At 63.1% G+C, this 20,670-nt stretch carries 19 protein-coding genes; 13 read left to right on the top strand and 6 right to left on the bottom strand.

The window, feature by feature from the left end; genetic code table 11:
• Positions 1-411: 411 nt before the first annotated feature.
• The 12 genes from BLS26_RS18750 to BLS26_RS18700 all read left to right on the top strand — a co-directional run bounded on the left by BLS26_RS18750 (position 412) and on the right by BLS26_RS18700 (position 12,456).
• The gene (locus tag BLS26_RS18750; protein WP_092513544.1) at positions 412-1,866 is read left to right on the top strand and encodes a tetratricopeptide repeat protein; all 1,455 of its coding nucleotides are present in this window, start codon (positions 412-414) and stop codon (positions 1,864-1,866) included.
• Between the two features lie 600 nt (positions 1,867-2,466).
• The gene (locus BLS26_RS35805) at positions 2,467-2,613 is read left to right on the top strand and encodes a hypothetical protein (RefSeq protein WP_157676489.1); all 147 of its coding nucleotides are present in this window, start codon (positions 2,467-2,469) and stop codon (positions 2,611-2,613) included.
• Positions 2,614-3,477: 864 nt separating this feature from the next.
• Complete coding sequence (locus tag BLS26_RS18745) at positions 3,478-4,770, top strand: glutamate-5-semialdehyde dehydrogenase (protein WP_092513542.1); 1,293 nt, start codon at positions 3,478-3,480, stop codon at positions 4,768-4,770.
• 103 nt (positions 4,771-4,873) lie between these two features.
• On the top strand, positions 4,874-5,455 hold the full coding sequence (locus tag BLS26_RS18740; RefSeq protein ID WP_244542008.1) for a nicotinate-nucleotide adenylyltransferase: 582 nt from the start codon (positions 4,874-4,876) through the stop codon (positions 5,453-5,455).
• A 220-nt stretch (positions 5,456-5,675) separates the two neighbouring features.
• Complete coding sequence (gene rsfS / locus BLS26_RS18735) at positions 5,676-6,032, top strand: ribosome silencing factor (protein WP_092513540.1); 357 nt, start codon at positions 5,676-5,678, stop codon at positions 6,030-6,032.
• Between the two features lie 101 nt (positions 6,033-6,133).
• Positions 6,134-6,616, top strand: coding sequence for a 23S rRNA (pseudouridine(1915)-N(3))-methyltransferase RlmH (gene rlmH / locus BLS26_RS18730; protein ID WP_092513538.1), 483 nt, complete (start codon positions 6,134-6,136; stop codon positions 6,614-6,616).
• 39 nt (positions 6,617-6,655) lie between these two features.
• Complete coding sequence (locus BLS26_RS18725; RefSeq protein WP_092513536.1) at positions 6,656-8,023, top strand: murein hydrolase activator EnvC; 1,368 nt, start codon at positions 6,656-6,658, stop codon at positions 8,021-8,023.
• Positions 8,020-9,396 (top strand): S41 family peptidase, encoded by a 1,377-nt coding sequence (locus tag BLS26_RS18720; protein WP_092513534.1) that lies wholly within the window; start codon positions 8,020-8,022, stop codon positions 9,394-9,396. The genes BLS26_RS18725 and BLS26_RS18720 overlap by 4 nt, the downstream gene beginning before the upstream one ends.
• 170 nt (positions 9,397-9,566) lie before the next feature.
• The gene (locus BLS26_RS18715) at positions 9,567-10,787 is read left to right on the top strand and encodes a divergent polysaccharide deacetylase family protein (RefSeq protein WP_092513532.1); all 1,221 of its coding nucleotides are present in this window, start codon (positions 9,567-9,569) and stop codon (positions 10,785-10,787) included.
• 261 nt (positions 10,788-11,048) lie between these two features.
• On the top strand, positions 11,049-11,552 hold the full coding sequence (locus BLS26_RS18710; RefSeq protein WP_092513530.1) for an RNA pyrophosphohydrolase: 504 nt from the start codon (positions 11,049-11,051) through the stop codon (positions 11,550-11,552).
• An 18-nt stretch (positions 11,553-11,570) separates the two neighbouring features.
• Complete coding sequence (locus tag BLS26_RS18705; RefSeq protein ID WP_092513528.1) at positions 11,571-12,092, top strand: RNA pyrophosphohydrolase; 522 nt, start codon at positions 11,571-11,573, stop codon at positions 12,090-12,092.
• A gap of 142 nt (positions 12,093-12,234) precedes the next feature.
• A complete protein-coding gene (locus tag BLS26_RS18700; RefSeq protein ID WP_092513526.1) occupies positions 12,235-12,456 on the top strand; it encodes a hypothetical protein in 222 nt (73 codons plus the stop codon).
• A 10-nt stretch (positions 12,457-12,466) separates the two neighbouring features.
• Here the strand turns inward: BLS26_RS18700 and BLS26_RS18695 are convergent, their stop codons facing one another.
• The 6 genes from BLS26_RS18695 to BLS26_RS18670 form a co-directional block, all read right to left on the bottom strand.
• Positions 12,467-14,119, bottom strand: a complete 1,653-nt coding sequence (locus BLS26_RS18695; protein WP_092513524.1) for an adenylate/guanylate cyclase domain-containing protein — start codon at positions 14,117-14,119, stop codon at positions 12,467-12,469.
• Between the two features lie 189 nt (positions 14,120-14,308).
• Positions 14,309-14,716 carry a F0F1 ATP synthase subunit epsilon gene (locus tag BLS26_RS18690; RefSeq protein WP_092518242.1) on the bottom strand — a complete coding sequence of 136 codons (408 nt, stop codon included), beginning with the start codon at positions 14,714-14,716 and terminating at the stop codon, positions 14,309-14,311.
• Positions 14,717-14,855: 139 nt separating this feature from the next.
• Positions 14,856-16,298 (bottom strand): F0F1 ATP synthase subunit beta, encoded by a 1,443-nt coding sequence (atpD, locus tag BLS26_RS18685; RefSeq protein ID WP_092513523.1) that lies wholly within the window; start codon positions 16,296-16,298, stop codon positions 14,856-14,858.
• Positions 16,299-16,345: 47 nt separating this feature from the next.
• On the bottom strand, positions 16,346-17,224 hold the full coding sequence (locus BLS26_RS18680) for a F0F1 ATP synthase subunit gamma (RefSeq protein ID WP_092513521.1): 879 nt from the start codon (positions 17,222-17,224) through the stop codon (positions 16,346-16,348).
• A gap of 148 nt (positions 17,225-17,372) precedes the next feature.
• Positions 17,373-18,902, bottom strand: coding sequence for a F0F1 ATP synthase subunit alpha (gene atpA, locus BLS26_RS18675; protein WP_092513520.1), 1,530 nt, complete (start codon positions 18,900-18,902; stop codon positions 17,373-17,375).
• Complete coding sequence (locus tag BLS26_RS18670; protein WP_092513519.1) at positions 18,902-19,462, bottom strand: F0F1 ATP synthase subunit delta; 561 nt, start codon at positions 19,460-19,462, stop codon at positions 18,902-18,904. The genes atpA and BLS26_RS18670 overlap by 1 nt, the downstream gene beginning before the upstream one ends.
• Positions 19,463-20,124: 662 nt before the next feature.
• Here BLS26_RS18670 and BLS26_RS18665 point away from each other — a divergent pair.
• Positions 20,125-20,616: a septal ring lytic transglycosylase RlpA family protein gene (locus BLS26_RS18665; protein ID WP_092513517.1), complete on the top strand. Its 492-nt coding sequence runs from the start codon at positions 20,125-20,127 to the stop codon at positions 20,614-20,616.
• The last annotated feature ends 54 nt before the right edge of the window (positions 20,617-20,670 follow it).

Here is a 20,670-nt window from a genome sequence, read left to right as displayed (position 1 = left end):
GTCTTGCCGACCGCTCATCACACGGACGACTTCGACACCGTCGGGCAAGGCTCAGTAGAAGACGATGTCGTTGCCGACGGAAAACTGCGCAAATCGGTTTGCAGTGAGGCCGCTCACGGCACGCCAAGGGAATCTACGGCGTGAACCGATAAACCTGGAGCGAACGGCGGACGTCCGCTTTGGTGCGCCCCCAAGAGCGGACGTCCCTTTTCTGAAATGGCCTGTTATCTTCGGAAAGCCCAGCTTTCCGAAGAACTCGATGATACTTCTGCCACCCGGCTGGATCAAATACTCCTCGCGCAATGACTTCGAGAGTTATCTCTTCGTTAGGAGTTGGGTTTATCATGGAATTGATTCGGGTCTTTGCGACAACGATACGTTGGTCGATCTCAATTCCAAAGGACGCCTACAATGGGCCGGCTTCGACCTCGTTTCAAAAGCCATGAGCAGAGCAGAACAAGGCGCTCTCCGACCGATCTGTACGACGCCGCCGCGCGCCACTTTTTGTCCAAACGATATGGGCCGGCCGAAGACCGCTGTCGGCAGGCATTAACGCTTGATCCGAAGCACGCGGATTCGCTCCATCTTCTTGGTTTGGTTCACTGGCAGACCAACAGGCTGGATTTGGCCGTCGATCTGGTCGCCTCGGCAATCAGATGCAACCCGAACAATCACGAATATTTCTTGAATCTCGGGGAGCTGCTTCGAGACCAGAACAAGTTGGATGACGCCAGGAAAAGCTTCGATATCGCGATCAAGCTGGCTCCAAATCGGGCCGCGGGTTGGATCAAATTAGGAAACCTGCTGCGAATACAGCGTCGATACGATGAAGTATTGCTGACGTATGAGCATGCTTTTACGCTCGATCCCAACAATGCGGAGGCATCAGCTCTGAGCGGCGGCGTCTTGCTCGAATTAGGCCGGTATGAGGAGGCGCTCGCCAAGTGCGATCTTTCGCTGGCCATTTCCCCGGATCAGGTTGAAGCTCTCTGTGTCAAAGGTGATTGCCTGCGCAATCTCGGTAGGACTGCAGAGGCAGCGGCTAGCTATCGGCGGGCATCTGAGTTGGAGCCGGACCGCGTGTCTGTCTGGCGGTTGCTTGGAAAAGTGCTTGAGCAACTCGGGGATCGTGACGGCGCGATCAAGGCCTTACGCCGGGCGCGTGAAATAGATCCTTCCGATCCGTTCGGTGCGAGCGTCGAACTGATGCGGCTGGGCGCTGACGAATTGTCCGAAATGCCACCTGCCTATGTGCGTTCGCTGTTCGATCAATATGCGGCTACATTCGACACCGCTCTGGTGGAGAGTCTTGGATATCGCGGACCCTCGGTGTTGTTTGAGGCGGTGCGGTCCGCGTGCCAAGCGCGTCAGAGGCCGGCCAATTTCAAACACGCGATCGATCTCGGTTGCGGTACAGGACTGGCGGCGGTCGCCTTTGCTAAAATAGTCGATCAATTCATCGGCATCGACCTTTCGCCGGCTATGATCGAAAAGGCACGCGCCACGGGTCTCTATGCCCAGCTTAAAGTGACCGATATGCTGGAGGGTCTGCGTACGACGCCTGACTCCGACGCAGAGCTCGTCCTCTCCGCCGACGCGATGGTCTATGTCGCCGATCTCTTTCCGGTTCTGAAGGAAGCGAGCCGCGTTCTGGCTTCCGGCGGCCTTTTGGCTTTCACTCTGGAGAGGCACGACGGCGACGGTTTTATTATGGGCGAGGGCAAGCGCTACGCTCATAGTGCTTCTTATGTGCGCGCGTCGCTCGAGGCAGCCGGTCTTGTGGTGTTAAAGCTTGAACAGCAACCGATCCGCCACGAGAGAGGCGTGCCCGTGCCAAGCCTTGGGATCGTTGCGGAGAAATCGTGAATTGTTCACTACGGCCGTTAAAATTCTTGGCGCCGCTCCGCTTTTGCCAGAGGCGGCGGACATGCCGGACCGTCGGCCACGGGTCCGAAAGGTGCCACGCGAAAAGATGCCGCGATTGAGGCCGCGGGTTTAGCGAAGAGTGCCTAGCATCTCGTTCAAACGATCAGGCCAATCCGGCTGACCTAACCCCGCCCACACGAGACTATCCCGCCAGTCCCGCACGAGGATCGTCTTAACACGCGGAATACGGCTCACGTCTCCCTCAAGTAGAATGAATGCGGCCGCTTGCAGTCGCTCTGGGTCTTGGCGTGAAGTGGCGTGATCGTCTGATACGGTGCGCAGAAAGGCAATTATTTCCTCTGTAGCTTGAGGTGGGTAGTCGCGGCGAACGCGCGCTTCGAGACGCGGGCTGATATTACTTACCACTCAGGCTCTCCCGGACAGCTCTTCCCGAAAGACTAGTCAGAGCCACATGAACTGCAAACCTGCTACAGTGCGACTTCCGAATCGGGTCATTCTCAACTGAAACCGGCGCTCTGCGCCATGTCCGGTCTGCCCACGTTAGCGACGGGATAGCGGACATCGCTGGAGGTCCGGTTGGTGCCAGGAAGAGCTAGCCTGCGCCCGAGCCAGGCGGCGGCGCAGGACTCAGCGGAGCGCCCCCTACCGAAACAGGGCCGGCTGGCTTGGGAAGTGCAGGAAGACTTGCAGGAAGAGTTGCAGGAAGAGTTGCAGGAGGAGCTGTAGCAAGAACCGGAGGGGGTACTTTGCGCGACGCGTGGACGACCCGCGTGCGAGGATTTGGACGCGGGATGCTGGATGTCGTCAACGGGCCGCCGATGCTGGAAGTTGTCAGCGGCGGCGTCATCGGATTCTGCAAAGAGTTCACCTGCGCCGTCAGCACGGCGAGTTGACGGGTTATTCTTTTCAAATCCGCCTGTTGGGTTGCGGCGCTCTGCGTGAGCGACGCCAACGCATCGGCGTTTCGCTGCAACGCATCGGCGTTTTGCTGCTCCGACGACTGAATGTCCCTCAGTCCCGCCCTGACAACGGGATCCGGTACGAGGACCGGAGCCGGGCTAGGCGGCGGAAGTGCAGCGACGCGATTGGCCCTCGGTGGGGCGAAGCGGCTGAAGTCCGGCAAGACTGACCGATTGAAACCCGGCAAGAAATTGGCGGTGGCGGCACCGATGAGGACGGCCAGGGCGACCAGGGACACCGCGATCACCGGTACCCGGCTTGAGGCCACCTGCGGTGCCGCCTCGGGCTGCGTGTCCGCTTGCGTTTCCTTGTCCGATGCTTCGGTCACCTGAGTTCCCTACATCTCAGCCCAGTCGCGAGATTCGTCCCATCGCCGGTCAGCAAGACAAAAGAGCCATCGCGGTGACAAACCAGCAATGGCTCCCGCGCGCTTGCCCACCCGAATTCCGCTCAAATCATGGGCTCGTATGGTTAATGATCGGTTTCCAGAGACAGCGGACCTCGGTGCCGTCCGAGCCTGGCTGCCGCCGTCACCCCGGGCGGCCCGGCTGCCATGCCGGTTCCGGACCTCGCCAAGGTCTCAATTTCCATGCTAGAACATGGCCTTAACGAAAGCCCGAGACCCCCTGGATGACCGCGCCGCTGAAGGCGATCGACGGCAACGCCGATCTGCCCGCTTTGATGACCGAACTCGCCGGCCGCGCCCGAGCTGCCGCGCGGGTGCTGGCGCTTGCCTCGCCCGAGCAGAAGAACAAGGCGCTTGAGGCGATGGAGCGCGCCATCCGCAGCAACGCGCCGGCGATCCTCGCCGCCAATGCCGAGGACGTGGCTGAAGTTCGCGCCGGCGGCGCGACGTCGGCCTTCATCGACCGCCTGACGCTGACACCAGCGCGCATCGAGGCGATGGCCGATGGTGTCGTCACCGTGCGCGGCATTGCCGATCCGATCGGCACCGTCACCGAGAGCTGGCAGCGCCCGAACGGCATGACCATCGAACGCGTGCGGGTGCCGCTCGGCGTCATTGCCGTGATTTTCGAAAGCCGTCCCAACGTCGCCGCCGACGCCGGCGTGCTGTGTTTGAAATCCGGCAACGCCGTGATCCTGCGCGGCGGCTCCGACAGTTTCCGTTCCTGCCGCGCCATCCATGATTGCCTGGTGCAGGGCCTGCGCGAAGCCGGCCTGCCCGAAGCCGCGATCACGCTGGTGCCGACGCGCGATCGCGCCGCCGTCGGCCTGCTGCTGACTGGACTGAACGGCGGCGTCGACGTGATCGTGCCGCGCGGCGGCAAGAGCCTGGTCGCGCGCGTCGAGGCCGAGGCGCGCGTGCCGGTGTTCGCGCATCTCGAAGGCGTCAACCACGTCTATGTCGATCACTCCGCCAATCTCGACATGGCCAAGAAGATCGTCCTGAACGCCAAGATGCGCCGCCCCGGCGTCTGCGGCGCCGCCGAGACCTTGCTGGTCGAGCGCGCGGCCGCTGCGACAACGCTGAAACCGCTGGTCGCGATGCTGATCGATGCCGGCTGCGAAGTCCGCGGCGACGATGCCGTGCAGCGCGTCGACGCCCGCGTGAAACCCGCTTCCGACGAGGACTGGGACACCGAATATGAGGACGCGATCATCGCGGCACGCGTGGTCGACGGGCTCGATGACGCGCTCGCGCATATTGCCAATCACGGCTCGCACCATACCGATGCGATCGTGACCGAAGACGCGCAGGCGGCGCAGAAATTCCTCAACGAGGTCGATTCCGCGATCGTGCTGCACAACGCCTCGACGCAGTTCGCCGATGGCGGCGAGTTCGGCTTCGGCGCCGAGATCGGCATTGCCACCGGCAAATTCCACGCTCGCGGCCCGGTTGGCGCCGAGCAACTGACCAGCTTCAAGTATCGCGTTCACGGCACCGGGCAGACGCGGCCGTGATCGCACCTGCGTTGTCGGACGAACGCACGCGGTGGCCGCGTTGAAGCCACCTTCAGTCGCGTCGCAATCGGTCTCGCAGGCCATCCCGCTCTACAGCAACGGCATGCGGATCGGGCTGCTCGGCGGTTCCTTCAATCCGCCGCACGAGGCGCACCGTGCCATCAGCCTGTTCGCGATCAAGCGGCTGAAACTGGATCGGGTGTGGTGGCTGGTGACTCCCGGCAATCCGCTCAAGTCACAGGGCGCCCTGAACGACCTCGACACCCGGATGGATGCCGCGCGCAAGATGGCCGACGATCCGCGCATCGACATCAGTTGTCTCGAAGCTGTCATCGGTATCCGCTACACTGTCGACACCATCTCTTACCTGCGCCGCCGCGCTTCCGGCCTGCGCTTCGTCTGGATCATGGGCGCTGACAACCTTGCGCAGTTTCATCGCTGGCAGAACTGGCGGCGCATCGCTTCCGAGGTGCCGATCGCTGTGATCGACCGTCCGCCGCAGAGTTTCCGGGCACTCGCCGCCCCCGCCGCACAGGCGCTGGCGCGCTATCGGCTGCCTGAGAATCAGGCGGCCCGGCTGCCGGATCAGCATGCCCCCGCCTGGGTTTTCCTCACCGGCTTGAAATCGAACCTGTCGTCGACGGGCCTGCGGAACCCGGACGGCAGCTGGAAGGCAAAGAAGTGACAGTTGGGTCTCAACCGACAGGCGGAGATTACTGGAATATTGAAACCGTTAACCCCACATGCCTAATATAGCCCGTGGACGTCAGGATTCGGCGTTCGCGATACAGTGAAAGGAATGGTCCCTGGCCACATCTGTATTGTCAAAGTCTGTTTTACCCAAGGTTTCCAAAGCCAAAACTGCTCCAAAAACCACGCGTAAAACATCGACCAAAGCTGCAGCCTTGAAGGCGCAACCCGACGCCGACAAGACGCTGAATATGATCCTCTCCCGCCTCGACGATATGAAGGCGGAAGAAACGGTCACCATCGACCTTCGCGGCAAATCTGCATTTTCCGACTACATGATCGTCACCACGGGACGGGTCAACCGCCACGTCGGCGCGATCGCGGAAAATGTCACCAAGGCGCTGAAGGAAACCGGCATCAAGAGCATCCATGTCGAGGGCATGCCCAACTGCGACTGGGTGCTGATCGATTCCGGCGATGTGGTCGTGCACGTGTTCAGACCCGAGGTCCGCGAATTCTACAATCTGGAAAGATTGTGGACGCAAAACCCGGCGGCGGCGAAGGCGATCTAAGGTTCCGGCGCCGATGCGAATCGGCGGGGGCGCATGTAGTTTGCGTGCGCGCGGTGTAACGCGCGCATGCTGGAAGCTGATCTGATGCGTAAGCCCCTCTGATGCGCCTTGTCGTGGTTTCGATCGGCCGGCTGAAACAGGGCCCGGAGCGGGAACTGGCCGAGCGCTATCGCGAGCGTTTTGACGATATCGGCCGCAAGCTCGGCTTTCGCGGCCTCGAGATTCACGAGATCCCGGAAAGCCGCGCCCGCGATGCCGCAACCCGGATCGCCGAGGAAGCGGCGGCGATTTCGGCCGCGATCCCCGAAAAGTCGATGCTGGTGGCGCTGGACGAGCGCGGCAAGAGCGTCGATAGCGCAAGCTTTGCCCGCGAGCTCGGCCGCTGGCGCGACGAAGGGGTCGCCAACACAATTTTCACAATCGGGGGCGCGGACGGACTTTCGCCCGATTTGCAGCGCAGGGCTAAGCTACGCATTGCGTTCGGCTCGGCGACCTGGCCGCATCAAATGGTTCGCGTCATGCTCCTGGAACAGATTTACCGCGCCGCGACCATTTTGGCCGGCCATCCCTATCACCGTGTCTAGGCACGGTGGCGTGAATACAGAAAGCGCTGATTAGGCCGAATGCACTCTTCGCCGGACATTTACCCGCGCCTTGATGCCGCCAACCGCTGGCGGCCGTTGGTGCTGTTGTCCGCAGGCTTCTTGAGCCTGGCAAGCCTCGTCCTCGCGCCGGCCGCGGCGCAAGTGGTGGTGCCCGCGCCGCAGGCGACCGCCGCCTCGCCCGACATCATCCGGCAGCGCGAGCAAGAACTGGAAGCCGCCCGCGAGCAGCAGCGCAAAGCCGCCGAGCTGCAACAGAAATTAAAAGCCGATATCGCGGCGATCGGACAGGACCGCTCCAAGCTCAACCAGCAACTGATCGACGGCGCCGCCCAGGTGCGCACCGTCGAGACCCGCATCGCCGACGCCGAGGCGCGGCTGCGTCCGCTCGATGCCCGCGAGCAGCAGATCCGGGCCTCGCTCGATTCACGCCGCTCCGAAATCGTCGAAGTGCTGGCGGCGTTGCAACGCGCCGGCCGACGCACGCCGCCGGCCTTGCTGGTCCGGCCCGAGGATGCGCTGCAATCGCTGCGCACCGCGATGCTGCTCGGCGCGGTGGTGCCCGAGCTGCGCGGACGCGCGGAAAAGCTCTCCAGCGATCTCGGCGAACTGGTGGCGCTGCGCAAGACCATCGCCACCGAGCGCGACGCGCTGGCGCGCGACCGCGACAAATCACAGGACGATCAGGTCCGGCTGGCGGCATTGGTCGACGAGCGTCAGCGCAAGCAGAGCGCGATCGAAAAGGACATGGAGGCGGAAGGCGCGCGCGCCATCACGCTCTCCAAACAAGTCGACAGTCTGCAGGGCCTGATCGCCAAGATGGAGCAGGACGTCAAGAGCGCCGCCAAGGCGGCCGCTACCGCCAGCATGCAGGGGACGCCCGCGGCCCCGAACGGCAAGCCTAATGTGGGCGGACTGAAGGACCCCGCGCGACTCAGTCCGGCGATCGCCTTTGCCTCTGCCAGGGGATTGCTCGCATTTCCGGTGAACGGGTCCAAGATTCGCGATTTTGGCGGTTCCGACGGTGCGGGTGGCGTCGAAAAAGGCATTTCTTTGGCAACCCGGGCCGGCGCACAGGTCACAACCCCGTGTGACGGTTGGGTTGTTTACGCCGGACCCTTCCGCAGCTACGGACAACTCTTGATCCTGAATGCCGGGGGCGGGTATCATGTCCTGATCGCCGGGATGGAGCGCATTTCGGTAAACATCGGCCAGTTTGTACTTACGGGGGAGCCGGTCGCGACCATGGGGTCGACATCCCAGGTTGCATCCATTCTCGCAACGACGGCGAGTCAGCCCGTGCTCTATGTCGAGTTCCGTAAGGACGGCACTCCAATCGATCCAGGTCCATGGTGGGCCGCAAATGAAGGCGAAAAGGTTCGCGGATGATGCGCAAGACTTCTGTAATTCTCCTCAGCGCCGCCGCCGGTGCGGCTTTGACGCTCGCGATCACGCAGCCCCGCGCTGTGCTGATGGGATCGAGCGCGCGTGCCGCCACCTCGGACACCTATCGCCAGCTCAACCTGTTCGGCGACGTCTTCGAGCGCGTGCGCAGCGACTATGTCGAGAAGCCGGACGACTCGAAGCTGGTGGAGTCCGCGATCTCAGGCATGCTGTCCGGCCTCGACCCGCATTCCAGCTACATGGACGCCAAGAGCTTCCGCGACATGCAGGTGCAGACCCGCGGTGAGTTCGGCGGGCTCGGCATCGAGGTCACGATGGAAGACGGCCTGATCAAGGTGGTCTCGCCGATCGACGACACGCCCGCCTCCAAGGCCGGCATCATGGCCAACGACATCATCACCAATCTCGACGACGAAGCGGTGCAGGGTCTCACCCTGAACCAGGCGGTCGAGAAGATGCGCGGACCGGTCAACACCAAGATCCGCCTCAAGATCATTCGCAAGGGCCAGGACAATCCGATCGACGTCACGCTGGTGCGCGACAATATCCGCGTCCGCTCGGTCCGCGCCCGCGTCGAGAGCGACGACATCGCCTATATCCGCGTCACCACCTTCAACGAGCAGACCACCGAAGGCCTGAAGCGCGAGATCGGCAATCTGTCGAACCAGATCGGCGACAAGCTCAAGGGCTACATCATCGATCTGCGCAACAACCCGGGCGGCCTGCTCGAGGAAGCGGTCACCGTTTCCGACACCTTCCTGGATCGCGGCGAGATCGTTTCGACCCGCGGCCGCAACGCCGAGGAAACCCAGCGCCGCGCCGCCCATCCGGGCGACCTGACCAAGGGCAAACCGGTGATCGTGCTGATCAACGGCGGCTCGGCTTCCGCCTCCGAAATCGTCGCCGGCGCGCTGCAGGACCACAAGCGCGCGACCCTGGTCGGCACCCGCTCGTTCGGCAAGGGTTCGGTGCAGACCATCATCCCGCTCGGCAGCGGCAACGGCGCGCTGCGCCTGACCACTGCGCGCTACTACACGCCATCCGGCAAGTCGATCCAGGCCAAGGGCATCGTGCCCGACATCGAGGTGCTGCAGGACGTGCCGGACGAGCTGAAGTCGCGCGTCGACACCAAGGGCGAGGCCTCGCTGCGCGGCCATCTGAAGAACGACGGCGACGAGAAGACCGGCTCGCAATCCTACGTGCCGCCGGACGCCAAGGACGACAAGGCGCTGAAGACCGCCGCCGACCTGCTGCATGGCATCAAGTCCACCGCCGCGACCACCCCCGCGCCGGCAGCGGCCTCCACTGACAAGGCCTCGGCCGAAAAGCCGGCAGCTCCCGCCACGTCGGTTCGGTAAAAAAACGCGATATCCGTGAAAAGGGCGGCCTGCGGGCCGCCCTTTTTGTTGGCGGGTTCCGGCTTTCTGACGGCAGCTTTTGCACGCGGCGCGGGAGCTCGATTCGGGCTCCTCGTGGTATCGTCGCTCGGATTGATTCGGAGAGGTTCCGGATTGATTCGGGGAGGTTCATGGCGGAGACGGCCGACGAACTGAGCACGCCGCTCGGACAGAAAACGGAGCGCCAGAAGCGCCGGTTTCGGCTGCCGTTCTCGGCGATGCAGGCGCTGGCCGTGCTGCTTGGCCTGTTGCTGGTCGCCTTCCTGAGCATCGCGCTTTTCACCGACAATCCCCTGGGCGGCGAACCGGTCGCCCAAATCGCCCTGCGCAAGCCGGCAACCGACGAAAAGCCCGCCCAGGCGGCCTCCAGCCACCAGGCCGAACCGGCGGCGAAGGCCGAATCCAGGCCATCAGCGGCAAGCGACAACAAGACCGTCACGATCATCGACGGCTCCAGCGGCAAGCGTCAGGATGTCGTGATCGGCGGTGACGGTGCCGGCAAGAACGACTCCAAGACCGACACCGAGGCTGCAGCCCCCGCTTCCGTCATGGCCGGCATCGATCCGCGGCTGCTGGAGAAGACCCGCTACGGCATGATCCCGGTCGTTGCCGACGGCCTGAAGCCTTTCACCGTCTATGCGGCCGAGGCCGACCGCGCCAAGGCGGCCAAGATGCCGGTGGTCGCCATCGTCGTCGGCGGCCTTGGCGTTGGCGCCGCCAAGACGGTCGACGCCATCATGAAGCTGCCGCCGGCCGTGACGCTGGCATTCACGCCGTACGGCGCCGACCCCACCAAGCTCGCCGAGCGGGCCCGCGCCCAGCGCCACGAGATCCTGCTGCAGATCCCGATGGAGCCGTTCGACTATCCCGACAATGACCCCGGCCCGCAGACGCTGCTGACGAGCTTGCCGCCCGAGCAGAATATCGACCGCCTGTACTGGCACCTGAGCCGGTTCCAGGGCTATGCCGGGATCGCCAATTTCATGGGCGCGCGGTTCCTGGCGACCGACGCCGTGATGCAGCCGATCATGCGCGAGGCCGCCAAACGCGGCCTTGGCTACCTCGACGACGGCTCGACGCCGCGCAGCGTCGCATCGTCGCTGGCGGCAGGTCAGGCGATGCCGTTCGCCAAGGCCGATTTCGCCATCGACGCGGTGCCGACCTCGGCCGAAATCGACCGAACGCTGATCAAGCTCGAGACGCTGGCCAAGGAACGCGGACTGGCGGTCGGCGTGGCCTCGGCCCTGCCGATCTCGATCGAGCGGATTGCGGCCTGGATCAAGACTCTCGATAGCCGTGGCATCATGCTTGTGCCATTGACAACGGCGATGCTGAAATCAAAATCAGGCTAGAGCGTTTTCAAGCGAAGTGGGTACCGGTTCGCGTGAAGAAAACGCGTCAAAATAAAGATATAGAGCCCCGGGACGGGGCTCTATAGATCAAGCCGATGGCGCCGGTCCGGGCCTTCCGGACGACGCCGGTTCGATCGGTTGTGCCGCAAGCATGATCCGGAAAAGTGGGTACCGGTTTTCCGAGAGATCATGCTCAAACAGAAAGACAGAGCGGGATGACTTCTCGAAGAAAAGTCATCACGATCTGGGAGCCCTGACGGAATGGCGCGCTACGAAGACCTGCCTTACCGGACCTGCGTCGGCATGATGCTGATCAACGCAGCGGGGCTGGTCTTCATCGGCCGCCGCGCCGGCGGCATCGAACATGTCGATGAAACCCACGTCTGGCAGATGCCGCAGGGTGGCGTCGATCCCGGCGAAGACACCTGGGCAGCGGCCAAGCGCGAGCTCTACGAGGAAACCAGCGTCCGCTCGGTGGAGAAGCTCGGCGAGGTCGCCGACTGGCTGATCTACGACATTCCGCGCACCGTCGCGGGGCGCACCTGGAAGGGCCGCTATCGCGGCCAGCGGCAGAAATGGTTCGCCGTGCGCTTCACCGGCAAGGACAGCGAGATCAACGTGGCGAGCCCCGGGGGCGGCCACAAGGCCGAGTTCGTCAGTTGGCGCTGGGAGCCGATGAAGAACCTGCCGGAGCTGATCGTGCCGTTCAAGCGACCGGTCTATGAGCGCGTGGTGAAGGAATTTTCCAGCCTCGCCGGCAACTGACGCTCGTTTGAAAACGCCATGTCCGACAAACCCTATCGCCCCAATGTGGGGATCGCTCTGTTCAATCGCGCCGGCCAGGTGCTGGTCGGCCGCCGTTTCCGCGACGACGGGCCGGAAATCATTCTGCCCGGCCTCGAATGGCAGATGCCACAGGGCGGCATCGACGCCGACGAGAACCCGCGCGAGGCGGTCATGCGCGAGCTCTGGGAGGAGACCGGCATACGCCGCGCCGACCATCTCGGCGAGACCGACTGGATGACTTACGAGTTCCCGCTTTATGACGGACCGTCCGGCCACCGCCTCGCCAAATTCCGTGGCCAGCGGCAGAAATGGTTCGCCCTGCGATACACCGGACAGGACGACGAGATCGATCCGCTGACGCCACGCAACGGGCAGCCGGCCGAGTTCGACGCCTGGCGCTGGGAGCGGCTCGACCGCGTCGCCGACCTCGTGGTGCCGTTCCGGCGCGACGTCTACCGGACGGTGGCGCGGCTGTTTGCCGAATTCGCGGAACCCGCTACCGGCCGTGCGGTCGACTGACCGAGAACCGGACGCGAATTTTTCTCGGTTCGCTCACGTTTTTTTTGCAACCGACTCCCGCCCTGCTCGTACACACTATAAGCGTCATTGTGTCCACGGATGACGTCCGGAATAACCTGCAGCGCGAGATGTTTTGTCTGACATGAAGGAAGTGATTGTGATCAGGCGCCGGCGGGCCTGGGAATGGCAGCTGCGCGATCAGAGCGGTATCTTGATCATGGGCGGGCGAGAGAAAAGCCGTCCGGCGGCGCGATACCAGGGCTATCGCGCGCTGTTCATGCTGCTGGCCTGCAGTTGGCGCGGGAACGATCTGGAGACCCCCCGGCCGTCGGCCGCGCGCGGAGAATTCCGTCCCACGCAATGAACCCGGCGCTCTAGTTCGGCCCGACGGAGAACGGGCCGATCGCGATGACATGGCAATCGCCGTCCCGCTTGACGCAATCGGCGAGCGCGCTGTTGACCGCCGCCTGTTCGGACGCCGCCTTGAGGCCGAGTCCCGGCCGGCCGGCCGTCCCCACGGCGACCGCATTCCAGCCGCTGGTCGCGTCAGCGACCTTGCGGGCGACATCGTCGCGGGCTTCAGGGGCGATCACCGCGTTGCCGGCAACCTTGAAGAAACCGGTGACTTTCAGTGTGGTCGGAATCGGAACGACGAAATTATCATTGAGCGCGAGAATCATGCAGGGAACGCCGGCGACGGCGCCGCATGATTCAAGGGCCCGCCGCACGGCTTCATCCACCGAATCCATGCCGGTGAAAAAGTAGAACACGCCGCCGGGGCCTAGCGCGATGGTCTTGGCCTTTCGGCCCGGCACATAGAGGTTCTCAATCCTTGTCTTCCCGGCGTCGCGCGTGAGCGGCACGTCCTTGGCTACAAATGGCTGTTCGGTCGCCGCGTCATGCCTGACCCAAGGCTGCGGCGGCACCGGCGGCTTGCCGTGCGCGTAAACGACGTTGTCGCCGACGGCATAGAGTTCGCATTTCCTTGGCGACTGCGCCGTATCCGCCCGCTTCTGGCATTGCTCGACGGCGGCGGTCCGGGCAGCCTCTTCACTCGGTTGCGCGGCAACAGACGCACTGATCCCGCCGGTGTTGAGCGCGAACGCCTTGAAAGCGGTCGCCCCCGCATACTCGCTGGCAAGCGATGCGCGGGTTTTGTCGCTGACGAACGGGACATTCGCGGCCACGAATTTCTCGGTCGAACCGATCGGCGGCGAAGGTGCCGGCGGTGCTGATGGCGGCGAGGACGCCGCGGCTTTGGATGCGGGTGCCGGGGCGGCTGTCGGTGCTGGCGCGGGCGCCGGCGCAGGGACCGCCGACGGCGCCGGGCTCACAGTGATCGCAGGCTCTGCAACCTTGACCGCCTGCGTCTCCAGCTTGGTGAAATAGAGGAAGCCGCCGGCGCCGATCGCGGCCAGGCTGACCAGCGTGACCGCTACCGGCCACATCCAGTTCGGCGGCGGCGAAGCCTTGACGGGCTTCTTGACCTGCGGGGTCGAATAAGTCCCGTCCTCGCGTCGCATCGCCACCATATAGGCGTGCACGGGCGTCGGAATGTTCTTCACTTCCTGCGCGCCGATATCGGCGAACTGCACCGACAGCTTGTTGGCGACCTGTTCGTGCACCGCGCGCGAGACGCAGATGCCGCCGACCTCGGCGAGCCCCTCGAGCCGTGCCGCGATGTTGACGCCGTCGCCGAGGAGATCGCCGTCGCGCTCGACCACATCGCCGATGGTGATGCCGATGCGGAACGACATCTGCCGGCTCGGCGGATACGCCATGTTCCGGGTACGCAGGCTTTCCTGGATATCGATCGCACAGCGCACGGCTTCGACGGCGCTGGGAAATTCGGCGAGGACGGCATCACCCGCGGTGTTGAAGATCCGGCCGCCGCATTTGGCGATGAAATCGTCGGTTACCTGACGATAGGACGCCAACCGCCGCAGCGTCTCCTCTTCGTCCTCGGCAACCAGTCGGCTGTAGCCGGCAATATCGGCCGCAAAAATCGCCGCGATCTTGCGTTTCATGAAAAACAGCCTCGGACAAAAATATGCACCGACAGAATGCCGTCAGAACTTCCCGGGCGCAACTATAGCGTTTCGAGCTTGGTTGGGACCTGTTCACAACCGGAAAACGCAAAAAAGCGCCCGTCACGATGTGACGGGCGCTGAATTCGTTCGGGCCTTCAATGCGCCCCGGCGCGTTTGCTCCGGGGCCTAGTGCATTGCAGTCGCATTGAGCTCTTGCTGGATGCTCTTGAAGTGGTCCAGCCGCTCGATCGCATGGTCGAGCTCCGAACCTTCCTTCTCCGCGAGCTTGGCTTCCATCTCGGCGATGGTGTCGGCAAACTGTGCGCGGTCGAGCTCGGCTGTCGAGGTGGCGACGTCGGCGAGCACGGTGAGGCCCTTGTCCGACATTTCGGCGAGGCCGCCGAGCACGATGATCTTCTGATGCGCGCCGCCGGCGGTGATGGTGAGGATCCCCGGACGAACCGCGGCCACAACCGGCGCATGGCCGGCCAGCACGCCGAAGTCGCCTTCCGCGCCGGGGACGTCAACCTGATCGACTTCGCCGGAGAAGGCGAGCTTTTCGGGTGAAACCAGATCGAAGTGGAAGGTGGCCATGATGTTTCCGCTCTCTTCGCTGTCACCCGCGGGCTTGACCCGCGGGTCCATCAAGCAAAATTTCTTAGTCGATGGATTGCCGGGTCAATTTACGCGAAGACGCGCTTCGCGCTGTTGCCCGGCAATGACGACAATTAACTTAAGCCGCCTCCGCCGCGAGCTTCTTGCCCTTCTCGACGGCTTCTTCGATGGTGCCGACCATATAGAAGGCCGCTTCCGGCAGATGGTCGTACTTGCCTTCGCAGATCGCGCGGAAGCCCTTGATGGTGTCGGCGAGGTCGACGAACTTGCCGGGCGAACCGGTGAAGACTTCGGCGACGTGGAACGGCTGCGACAGGAAGCGCTCGATCTTCCGGGCGCGGGCGACCGCGATCTTGTCCTCTTCCGACAGTTCGTCCATGCCGAGAATGGCGATGATGTCCTGCAGCGACTTGTACTTCTGCAGCACCTGCTGGACCATGCGCGCGGTGTTGTAGTGATCCTCGCCGACGACGAGCGGCGAAAGCATGCGCGAGGTGGAGTCGAGCGGATCCACCGCGGGGTAGATGCCCTTTTCCGAGATCGCGCGGTTCAGCACCGTGGTGGCGTCAAGATGGGCGAACGAAGTCGCGGGCGCCGGGTCGGTCAAGTCGTCGGCCGGCACGTAGATCGCCTGCACCGAGGTGATCGAACCCTTGTGGGTGGTGGTGATGCGTTCCTGCAGCGCGCCCATGTCGGTGGCGAGCGTCGGCTGATAACCCACGGCGGACGGAATACGGCCGAGCAGCGCCGACACTTCGGAGCCTGCCTGGGTGAAGCGGAAGATGTTGTCGACGAAGAACAGCACGTCCTGGCCCTGGTCGCGGAAGTGCTCGGCGACCGTCAGGCCGGTGAGGCCGACGCGGGCGCGGGCGCCCGGGGGTTCGTTCATCTGGCCGAACACCAGCGCGCACTTCGATTTGACGCTCGGATCGGGATTATGCGGATCGGCGTTGACCTTCGATTCGATGAACTCGTGATAGAGGTCGTTGCCTTCGCGGGTACGCTCGCCGACGCCGGCGAACACCGAATAACCGCCGTGCGCCTTGGCGACGTTGTTGATCAGTTCCTGAATCAGCACGGTCTTGCCGACGCCGGCGCCGCCGAACAGGCCGATCTTGCCGCCCTTGGCGTAAGGCGCCAAGAGGTCGACGACCTTGATGCCGGTGACGAGAATTTCAGCCTCGGTGGACTGGTCGGTGTAGAGCGGCGCTTCCTGATGGATTGCGCGCAGACCTTCCGAAATCACCGGGCCGGCTTCGTCGATCGGCTCGCCGATCACGTTGATGATGCGGCCGAGCGTTCCGGCGCCGACCGGCACCATGATCGGGTTGCCGGTGTCGGTAACTTCCTGACCGCGGACCAGACCCTCGGTGGTGTCCATCGCGATGGTACGCACCGTGGATTCGCCGAGATGCTGGGCGACTTCGAGCACCAGGCGGTTACCACCGTTCTTGGTCTCGATCGCGTTCAGAATGGCGGGCAGATGTCCCTCGAACTGCACGTCGACGACGGCGCCGATGACCTGCGTGATGCGTCCGGTCTGGTTTGCGGGTGTGGCCATAAACTCTCTCCTTCGAATTCGGTCGTCGTCAGGTTGATTGCGCGCCGTTACATCGCTTCGGCGCCGGAGATGATTTCAATCAGCTCCTTGGTGATCATGGCCTGACGGGTTCGGTTGTAGATCAAGGTCTGCTTGCGGATCATGTCGCCGGCGTTGCGGGTGGCGTTGTCCATCGCGCTCATCTGCGCGCCGTAGAACGAAGCGTTGTTTTCCAGCAGCGCGCGGAAGATCTGCACCGCGAGATTGCGCGGCAGCAGCCGCGTCAGGATCTCGTCTTCCTCGGGCTCGTATTCGTAGGCAGTCGACGGGCCGGCATTGGCGGCCGGCGCATCCACCACCAGCGGGATCACCTGCTGGGCGGTCGGGATCTGCGAAATGACGGACTTGAAGCGTGAAAAGAACAGCGTGCAAACATCGAATTCGCCGTCGGCAAAACGCGCCAGAACCTTCTTGGCGATGTCCTCGGCATTGACGAAGCCGAGCTGGCGGACCGAGCGCAGCTCGACGTGATCGATGATCTGGCGGTCGAAGTTGCGGCGCAGCTGCTCGTAGCCCTTGCGGCCGACGCAGAAGAATTTGACTTCCTTGCCCTGGTTCATCAACGCCAGTGCGCGCTCGCGGGCGAGGCGCACGATCGAGGAGTTGAAGGCGCCCGACAGGCCGCGCTCGCCGGTGCAGACCAGCAGCAGGTGCACCTGATCCTTGCCCGTGCCGGACATCAGCGTCGGCGCGCCGGGCGAACCGGCGGCAGCGGTCGCGATATTCGAAATCACCGCATCCATCTTTTCGGCGTAGGGCCGCGCCGCTTCGGCAGCGGTCTGCGCCCGGCGCAGCTTGGAAGCCGCGACCATCTGCATCGCCTTGGTGATCTTCTGCGTCGCCTTGGTGGAGGCGATGCGGACCCGCATGTCTTTAAGTGAAGCCATTCTTAGTCCACCCCGGCGACCAGGTTCTCAAGTAACCCGACCGCGAACCTCTCTTTCGTCATGCCCGGCCTCGTGCCGGGCATCCACGTCTTATCTTTGATCCACGCACAAAGACGTGGATGGCCGGGACAAGCCCGGCCATGACAGCTTAAGCCAGCGTCTTGGTGAAAGCCTCGACCACCGTCTTCAGCTTGGCCGCGGTATCGTCGCTGAGATCGCGGCTTTCGCGGATGCTGTTGAGGATCTCGACGTTCTTGCCGCGCAGCAGCGACAGCAGGCCGTCTTCGAACGGACGCACCTTGGCGAGCGGAAGCGCATCGAGGTAGCCGTTGGTGCCGGCCCAGATCACGCAGACCTGCTCTTCCATCTTCAGCGGCGAGAACTGCGGCTGCTTCAGGAGTTCGGTCAGGCGCGAACCACGGTTGAGCAGTCGCTGGGTCGAGGCGTCGAGGTCGGAGCCGAACTGCGCGAACGCCGCCATTTCGCGGTATTGCGCCAGCTCGCCCTTGATCTTGCCGGCGACCTTCTTCATCGCCTTGGTCTGTGCCGACGATCCGACGCGCGACACCGACAGACCGACGTTCACCGCCGGGCGAATGCCCTGGAAGAACAGGTCGGTTTCCAGGAAGATCTGGCCGTCGGTGATCGAAATCACGTTGGTCGGAATGTAGGCCGACACGTCGTTGGCCTGGGTTTCGATGACCGGCAGCGCGGTCAGCGAACCCGAACCCTGGTCCTTGTTGAGCTTCGCGGCACGCTCGAGCAGGCGCGAATGCAGGTAGAACACGTCGCCGGGATAGGCTTCGCGGCCCGGCGGGCGGCGCAGCAGCAGCGACATCTGGCGATAGGCGACGGCCTGCTTGGACAGATCGTCATAGATGATGACGGCGTGCATGCCGTTGTCGCGGAAATATTCGCCCATGGTGCAGCCGGTGAACGGCGCGATGTACTGCATCGGCGCCGGATCGGAGGCGGTGGCGGCGACGATGATCGAATATTCCAGCGCGCCCTGCTCTTCGAGCACCTTGACGAACTGGGCGACGGTCGAGCGCTTCTGGCCGATCGCGACGTAGACGCAATACAGCTTGATGTTCTCGTCCGGCTGCGCGTTGAGCGGCTTCTGGTTCAGAATGGTGTCGAGCGCGATCGCGGTCTTGCCGGTCTGACGGTCGCCGATGATCAGCTCGCGCTGGCCGCGGCCGACCGGGATCAGGGCGTCGATGGCCTTGAGGCCGGTCGCCATCGGCTCGTTGACCGATTTGCGCGGAATGATGCCGGGCGCCTTGACGTCGACGCGCATGCGCTTGTCGGCCTGGATCGGACCCTTGCCGTCGATCGGATTGCCGAGCGCGTCGACGACGCGGCCGAGCAGGCCCTTGCCGACGGGCGTGTCGACGATGGCGCGGGTGCGCTTGACGGTCTGGCCTTCCTTGATCTCGCGGTCGGCGCCGAAGATCACGATGCCGACGTTGTCGGTTTCGAGGTTCAGCGCCATGCCGCGGGTGCCGTTCTCGAACTCAACCATTTCACCGGCCTGGACGTTGTCGAGGCCGTAGACGCGGGCAATGCCGTCGCCGACGGACAACACCTGTCCGACTTCGGTAACTTCAGCCTCCTGGCCGAAATTCTTGATCTGGTCCTTCAGGATCGCGGAAATTTCCGCGGCGCGGATGTCCATCAGCCTGCCTCTTTCATCGCGTGCTTGATCGAATTGAGTTTGGTGCGAAGCGAACTATCCACCATGCGGCTGCCGAGCTTGACCACAAGGCCGCCAATGATGGAGGGATCGACTTTCACGTTGAGCGCGACGTCCTTGCCCGTCACTGACTTCAGTGCGGTCTTGAGAGCGTCGAGATTCTTTTCATTGAGTTGTTCGGCAACCGTGACATCGGCGGTCGCTTCGCCCTTGTACTTCGCCACCAGCGCGCGGAAGGCGCGGATCACATCGGTGACGGCAAACAGCCGGCGATTGGCGGTCAGGACCTTAAGGAATTTCGCGGAAGTGCCGGCAATTCCAGCCTTGTCGAGCACCGCCGTGAGCGCCTTCGACTGCTCACCTGCGGAGAATACCGGACTGCGGACGAGGCGCTTCAAATCGGCGCTGTCGGCCAACATGGCCTCGAATTGATCGAGATCGGCTTTCACGGCGTCGAGCGATTTCTCGTCGCGCGCCAACTCGAACAAGGCCGTTGCATAACGGCCTGACACTCCCGAAACGGACGGATCTTCAGCAGCCACCAGACGCTCTTTTTTTGCTGTCAAACTCGCAAGGCAGAGACCGCCGCCGCGTGAGCGGCGCCTAGCGATCCAAGCCCTTGGAATTCAAGCGGGACTTCGATTTTCGACCGTCACGCGAGGTAACGGGATCGTTAAAATCGCGGCTTTGCTAACATAGCAAGCGCGCAGGTGCAACATGACGGCACGCGCCGGCGATGCCTTGTCGCACGTCAATTTTCGGCGCTGCTTTCGACGCTGCTTTCGATTTGGCCGACGCGTGTTTCACAGTCCTCGCGCACCGGGAAATCCCGGCCGGCAGCTGCCCGACCCGCTTGTCGGGAACAAACTCACTCGTTCCACCCGTATCTGCATAGGGGCCATGAGCGGCCAGGCATGAACCTTTTTCGGGTTCCGCCGATTACTTGCGCAAATCTCGCAGTTGCGAGCAATGACTATACTAATCAGTAATACCAAGTATTCGAATGGTTAAAATTTGGTTAAAGCCAAATATTACGGAACTTTATCTGGTTAGTTGATCTCAGTAACAAGATATGTCAGCCGGACATATCCTGGCTTTACTGCCCAATTCATGCCTCATTGCGGAACCAAACGGCAGTCACACAAACTGGGACGGGGGTTCCACTTGTCACATATGTGGCAATACTATCTGAGGGACTAGTTTAATGTTGAATACCAATAAAGCGGTGCTGGGAAATCAAACCCAGTCGCGTACGGCTTTCGCTCTGATCGCCGCAACTCTCCTGATCGGTGGCAGCGTCTCCGAGGCTTCCGCCAAATCCAGGCATCATCGCCACCATTTCCACCAGGCGGCGAAGTCGACCGGCGGTGACTGGCGGGATGCCAATGCCTCGATGGGCGGCACTTCCGGTGGCCACAGCTTCTCCGGAATGGCTTCCTTTTACGGCAACGAATCCGGCAGCAGGACCGCCTCCGGTCAGCGCTTCAACCAGAACGCCATGACGGCGGCTCACCGCTCGCTGCCGTTCGGCACCAAGCTCCGGGTGACCCATCGCGGCCAGAGCGTCGTCGTCACCATCAACGACCGTGGTCCCTTCATCAGGGGGCGCGTGCTCGATCTCTCCACGGGCGCTGCCCGTGCCATCGGACTGACCGGCGCCGGCGTCGGCAAGGTCACCGCCGAGGTCGTTTCCTAAAGCGCTGACATCGCGCCGTTTTCCGGTCCAACGGATCGAGTAAGCGTTGCGTAG

The organism is Afipia sp. GAS231, assembly GCF_900103365.1.
Taxonomy (GTDB): Bacteria; Pseudomonadota; Alphaproteobacteria; order Rhizobiales; family Xanthobacteraceae; genus Bradyrhizobium.
The sequence above is the reverse complement of the archived record's forward strand: the minus strand, read 5'-3'. Positions and strand labels throughout refer to the sequence as shown.

Excerpts from the sequence above, each read along its gene's own strand:
- BLS26_RS18745 (WP_092513542.1), top strand. The coding sequence starts at position 3,478 with ATGACCGCGCCGCTGAAGGCGATCGACGGCAACGCCGATCTGCCCGCT.
- BLS26_RS18725 (WP_092513536.1), top strand. The coding sequence starts at position 6,656 with ATGCACTCTTCGCCGGACATTTACCCGCGCCTTGATGCCGCCAACCGC.
- BLS26_RS18690 (WP_092518242.1), bottom strand. The coding sequence starts at position 14,716 with ATGGCCACCTTCCACTTCGATCTGGTTTCACCCGAAAAGCTCGCCTTC.
- atpA (WP_092513520.1), bottom strand. The coding sequence starts at position 18,902 with ATGGACATCCGCGCCGCGGAAATTTCCGCGATCCTGAAGGACCAGATC.
- BLS26_RS18710 (WP_092513530.1), top strand. The coding sequence starts at position 11,049 with ATGGCGCGCTACGAAGACCTGCCTTACCGGACCTGCGTCGGCATGATG.
- BLS26_RS18750 (WP_092513544.1), top strand. The coding sequence starts at position 412 with ATGGGCCGGCTTCGACCTCGTTTCAAAAGCCATGAGCAGAGCAGAACA.
- BLS26_RS18700 (WP_092513526.1), top strand. The coding sequence starts at position 12,235 with ATGAAGGAAGTGATTGTGATCAGGCGCCGGCGGGCCTGGGAATGGCAG.
- atpD (WP_092513523.1), bottom strand. The coding sequence starts at position 16,298 with ATGGCCACACCCGCAAACCAGACCGGACGCATCACGCAGGTCATCGGC.
- BLS26_RS18695 (WP_092513524.1), bottom strand. The coding sequence starts at position 14,119 with ATGAAACGCAAGATCGCGGCGATTTTTGCGGCCGATATTGCCGGCTAC.
- BLS26_RS18715 (WP_092513532.1), top strand. The coding sequence starts at position 9,567 with ATGGCGGAGACGGCCGACGAACTGAGCACGCCGCTCGGACAGAAAACG.
- BLS26_RS18705 (WP_092513528.1), top strand. The coding sequence starts at position 11,571 with ATGTCCGACAAACCCTATCGCCCCAATGTGGGGATCGCTCTGTTCAAT.
- BLS26_RS18720 (WP_092513534.1), top strand. The coding sequence starts at position 8,020 with ATGATGCGCAAGACTTCTGTAATTCTCCTCAGCGCCGCCGCCGGTGCG.
- rlmH (WP_092513538.1), top strand. The coding sequence starts at position 6,134 with ATGCGCCTTGTCGTGGTTTCGATCGGCCGGCTGAAACAGGGCCCGGAG.
- BLS26_RS18665 (WP_092513517.1), top strand. The coding sequence starts at position 20,125 with ATGTTGAATACCAATAAAGCGGTGCTGGGAAATCAAACCCAGTCGCGT.
- BLS26_RS18680 (WP_092513521.1), bottom strand. The coding sequence starts at position 17,224 with ATGGCTTCACTTAAAGACATGCGGGTCCGCATCGCCTCCACCAAGGCG.
- BLS26_RS18740 (WP_244542008.1), top strand. The coding sequence starts at position 4,874 with ATGCGGATCGGGCTGCTCGGCGGTTCCTTCAATCCGCCGCACGAGGCG.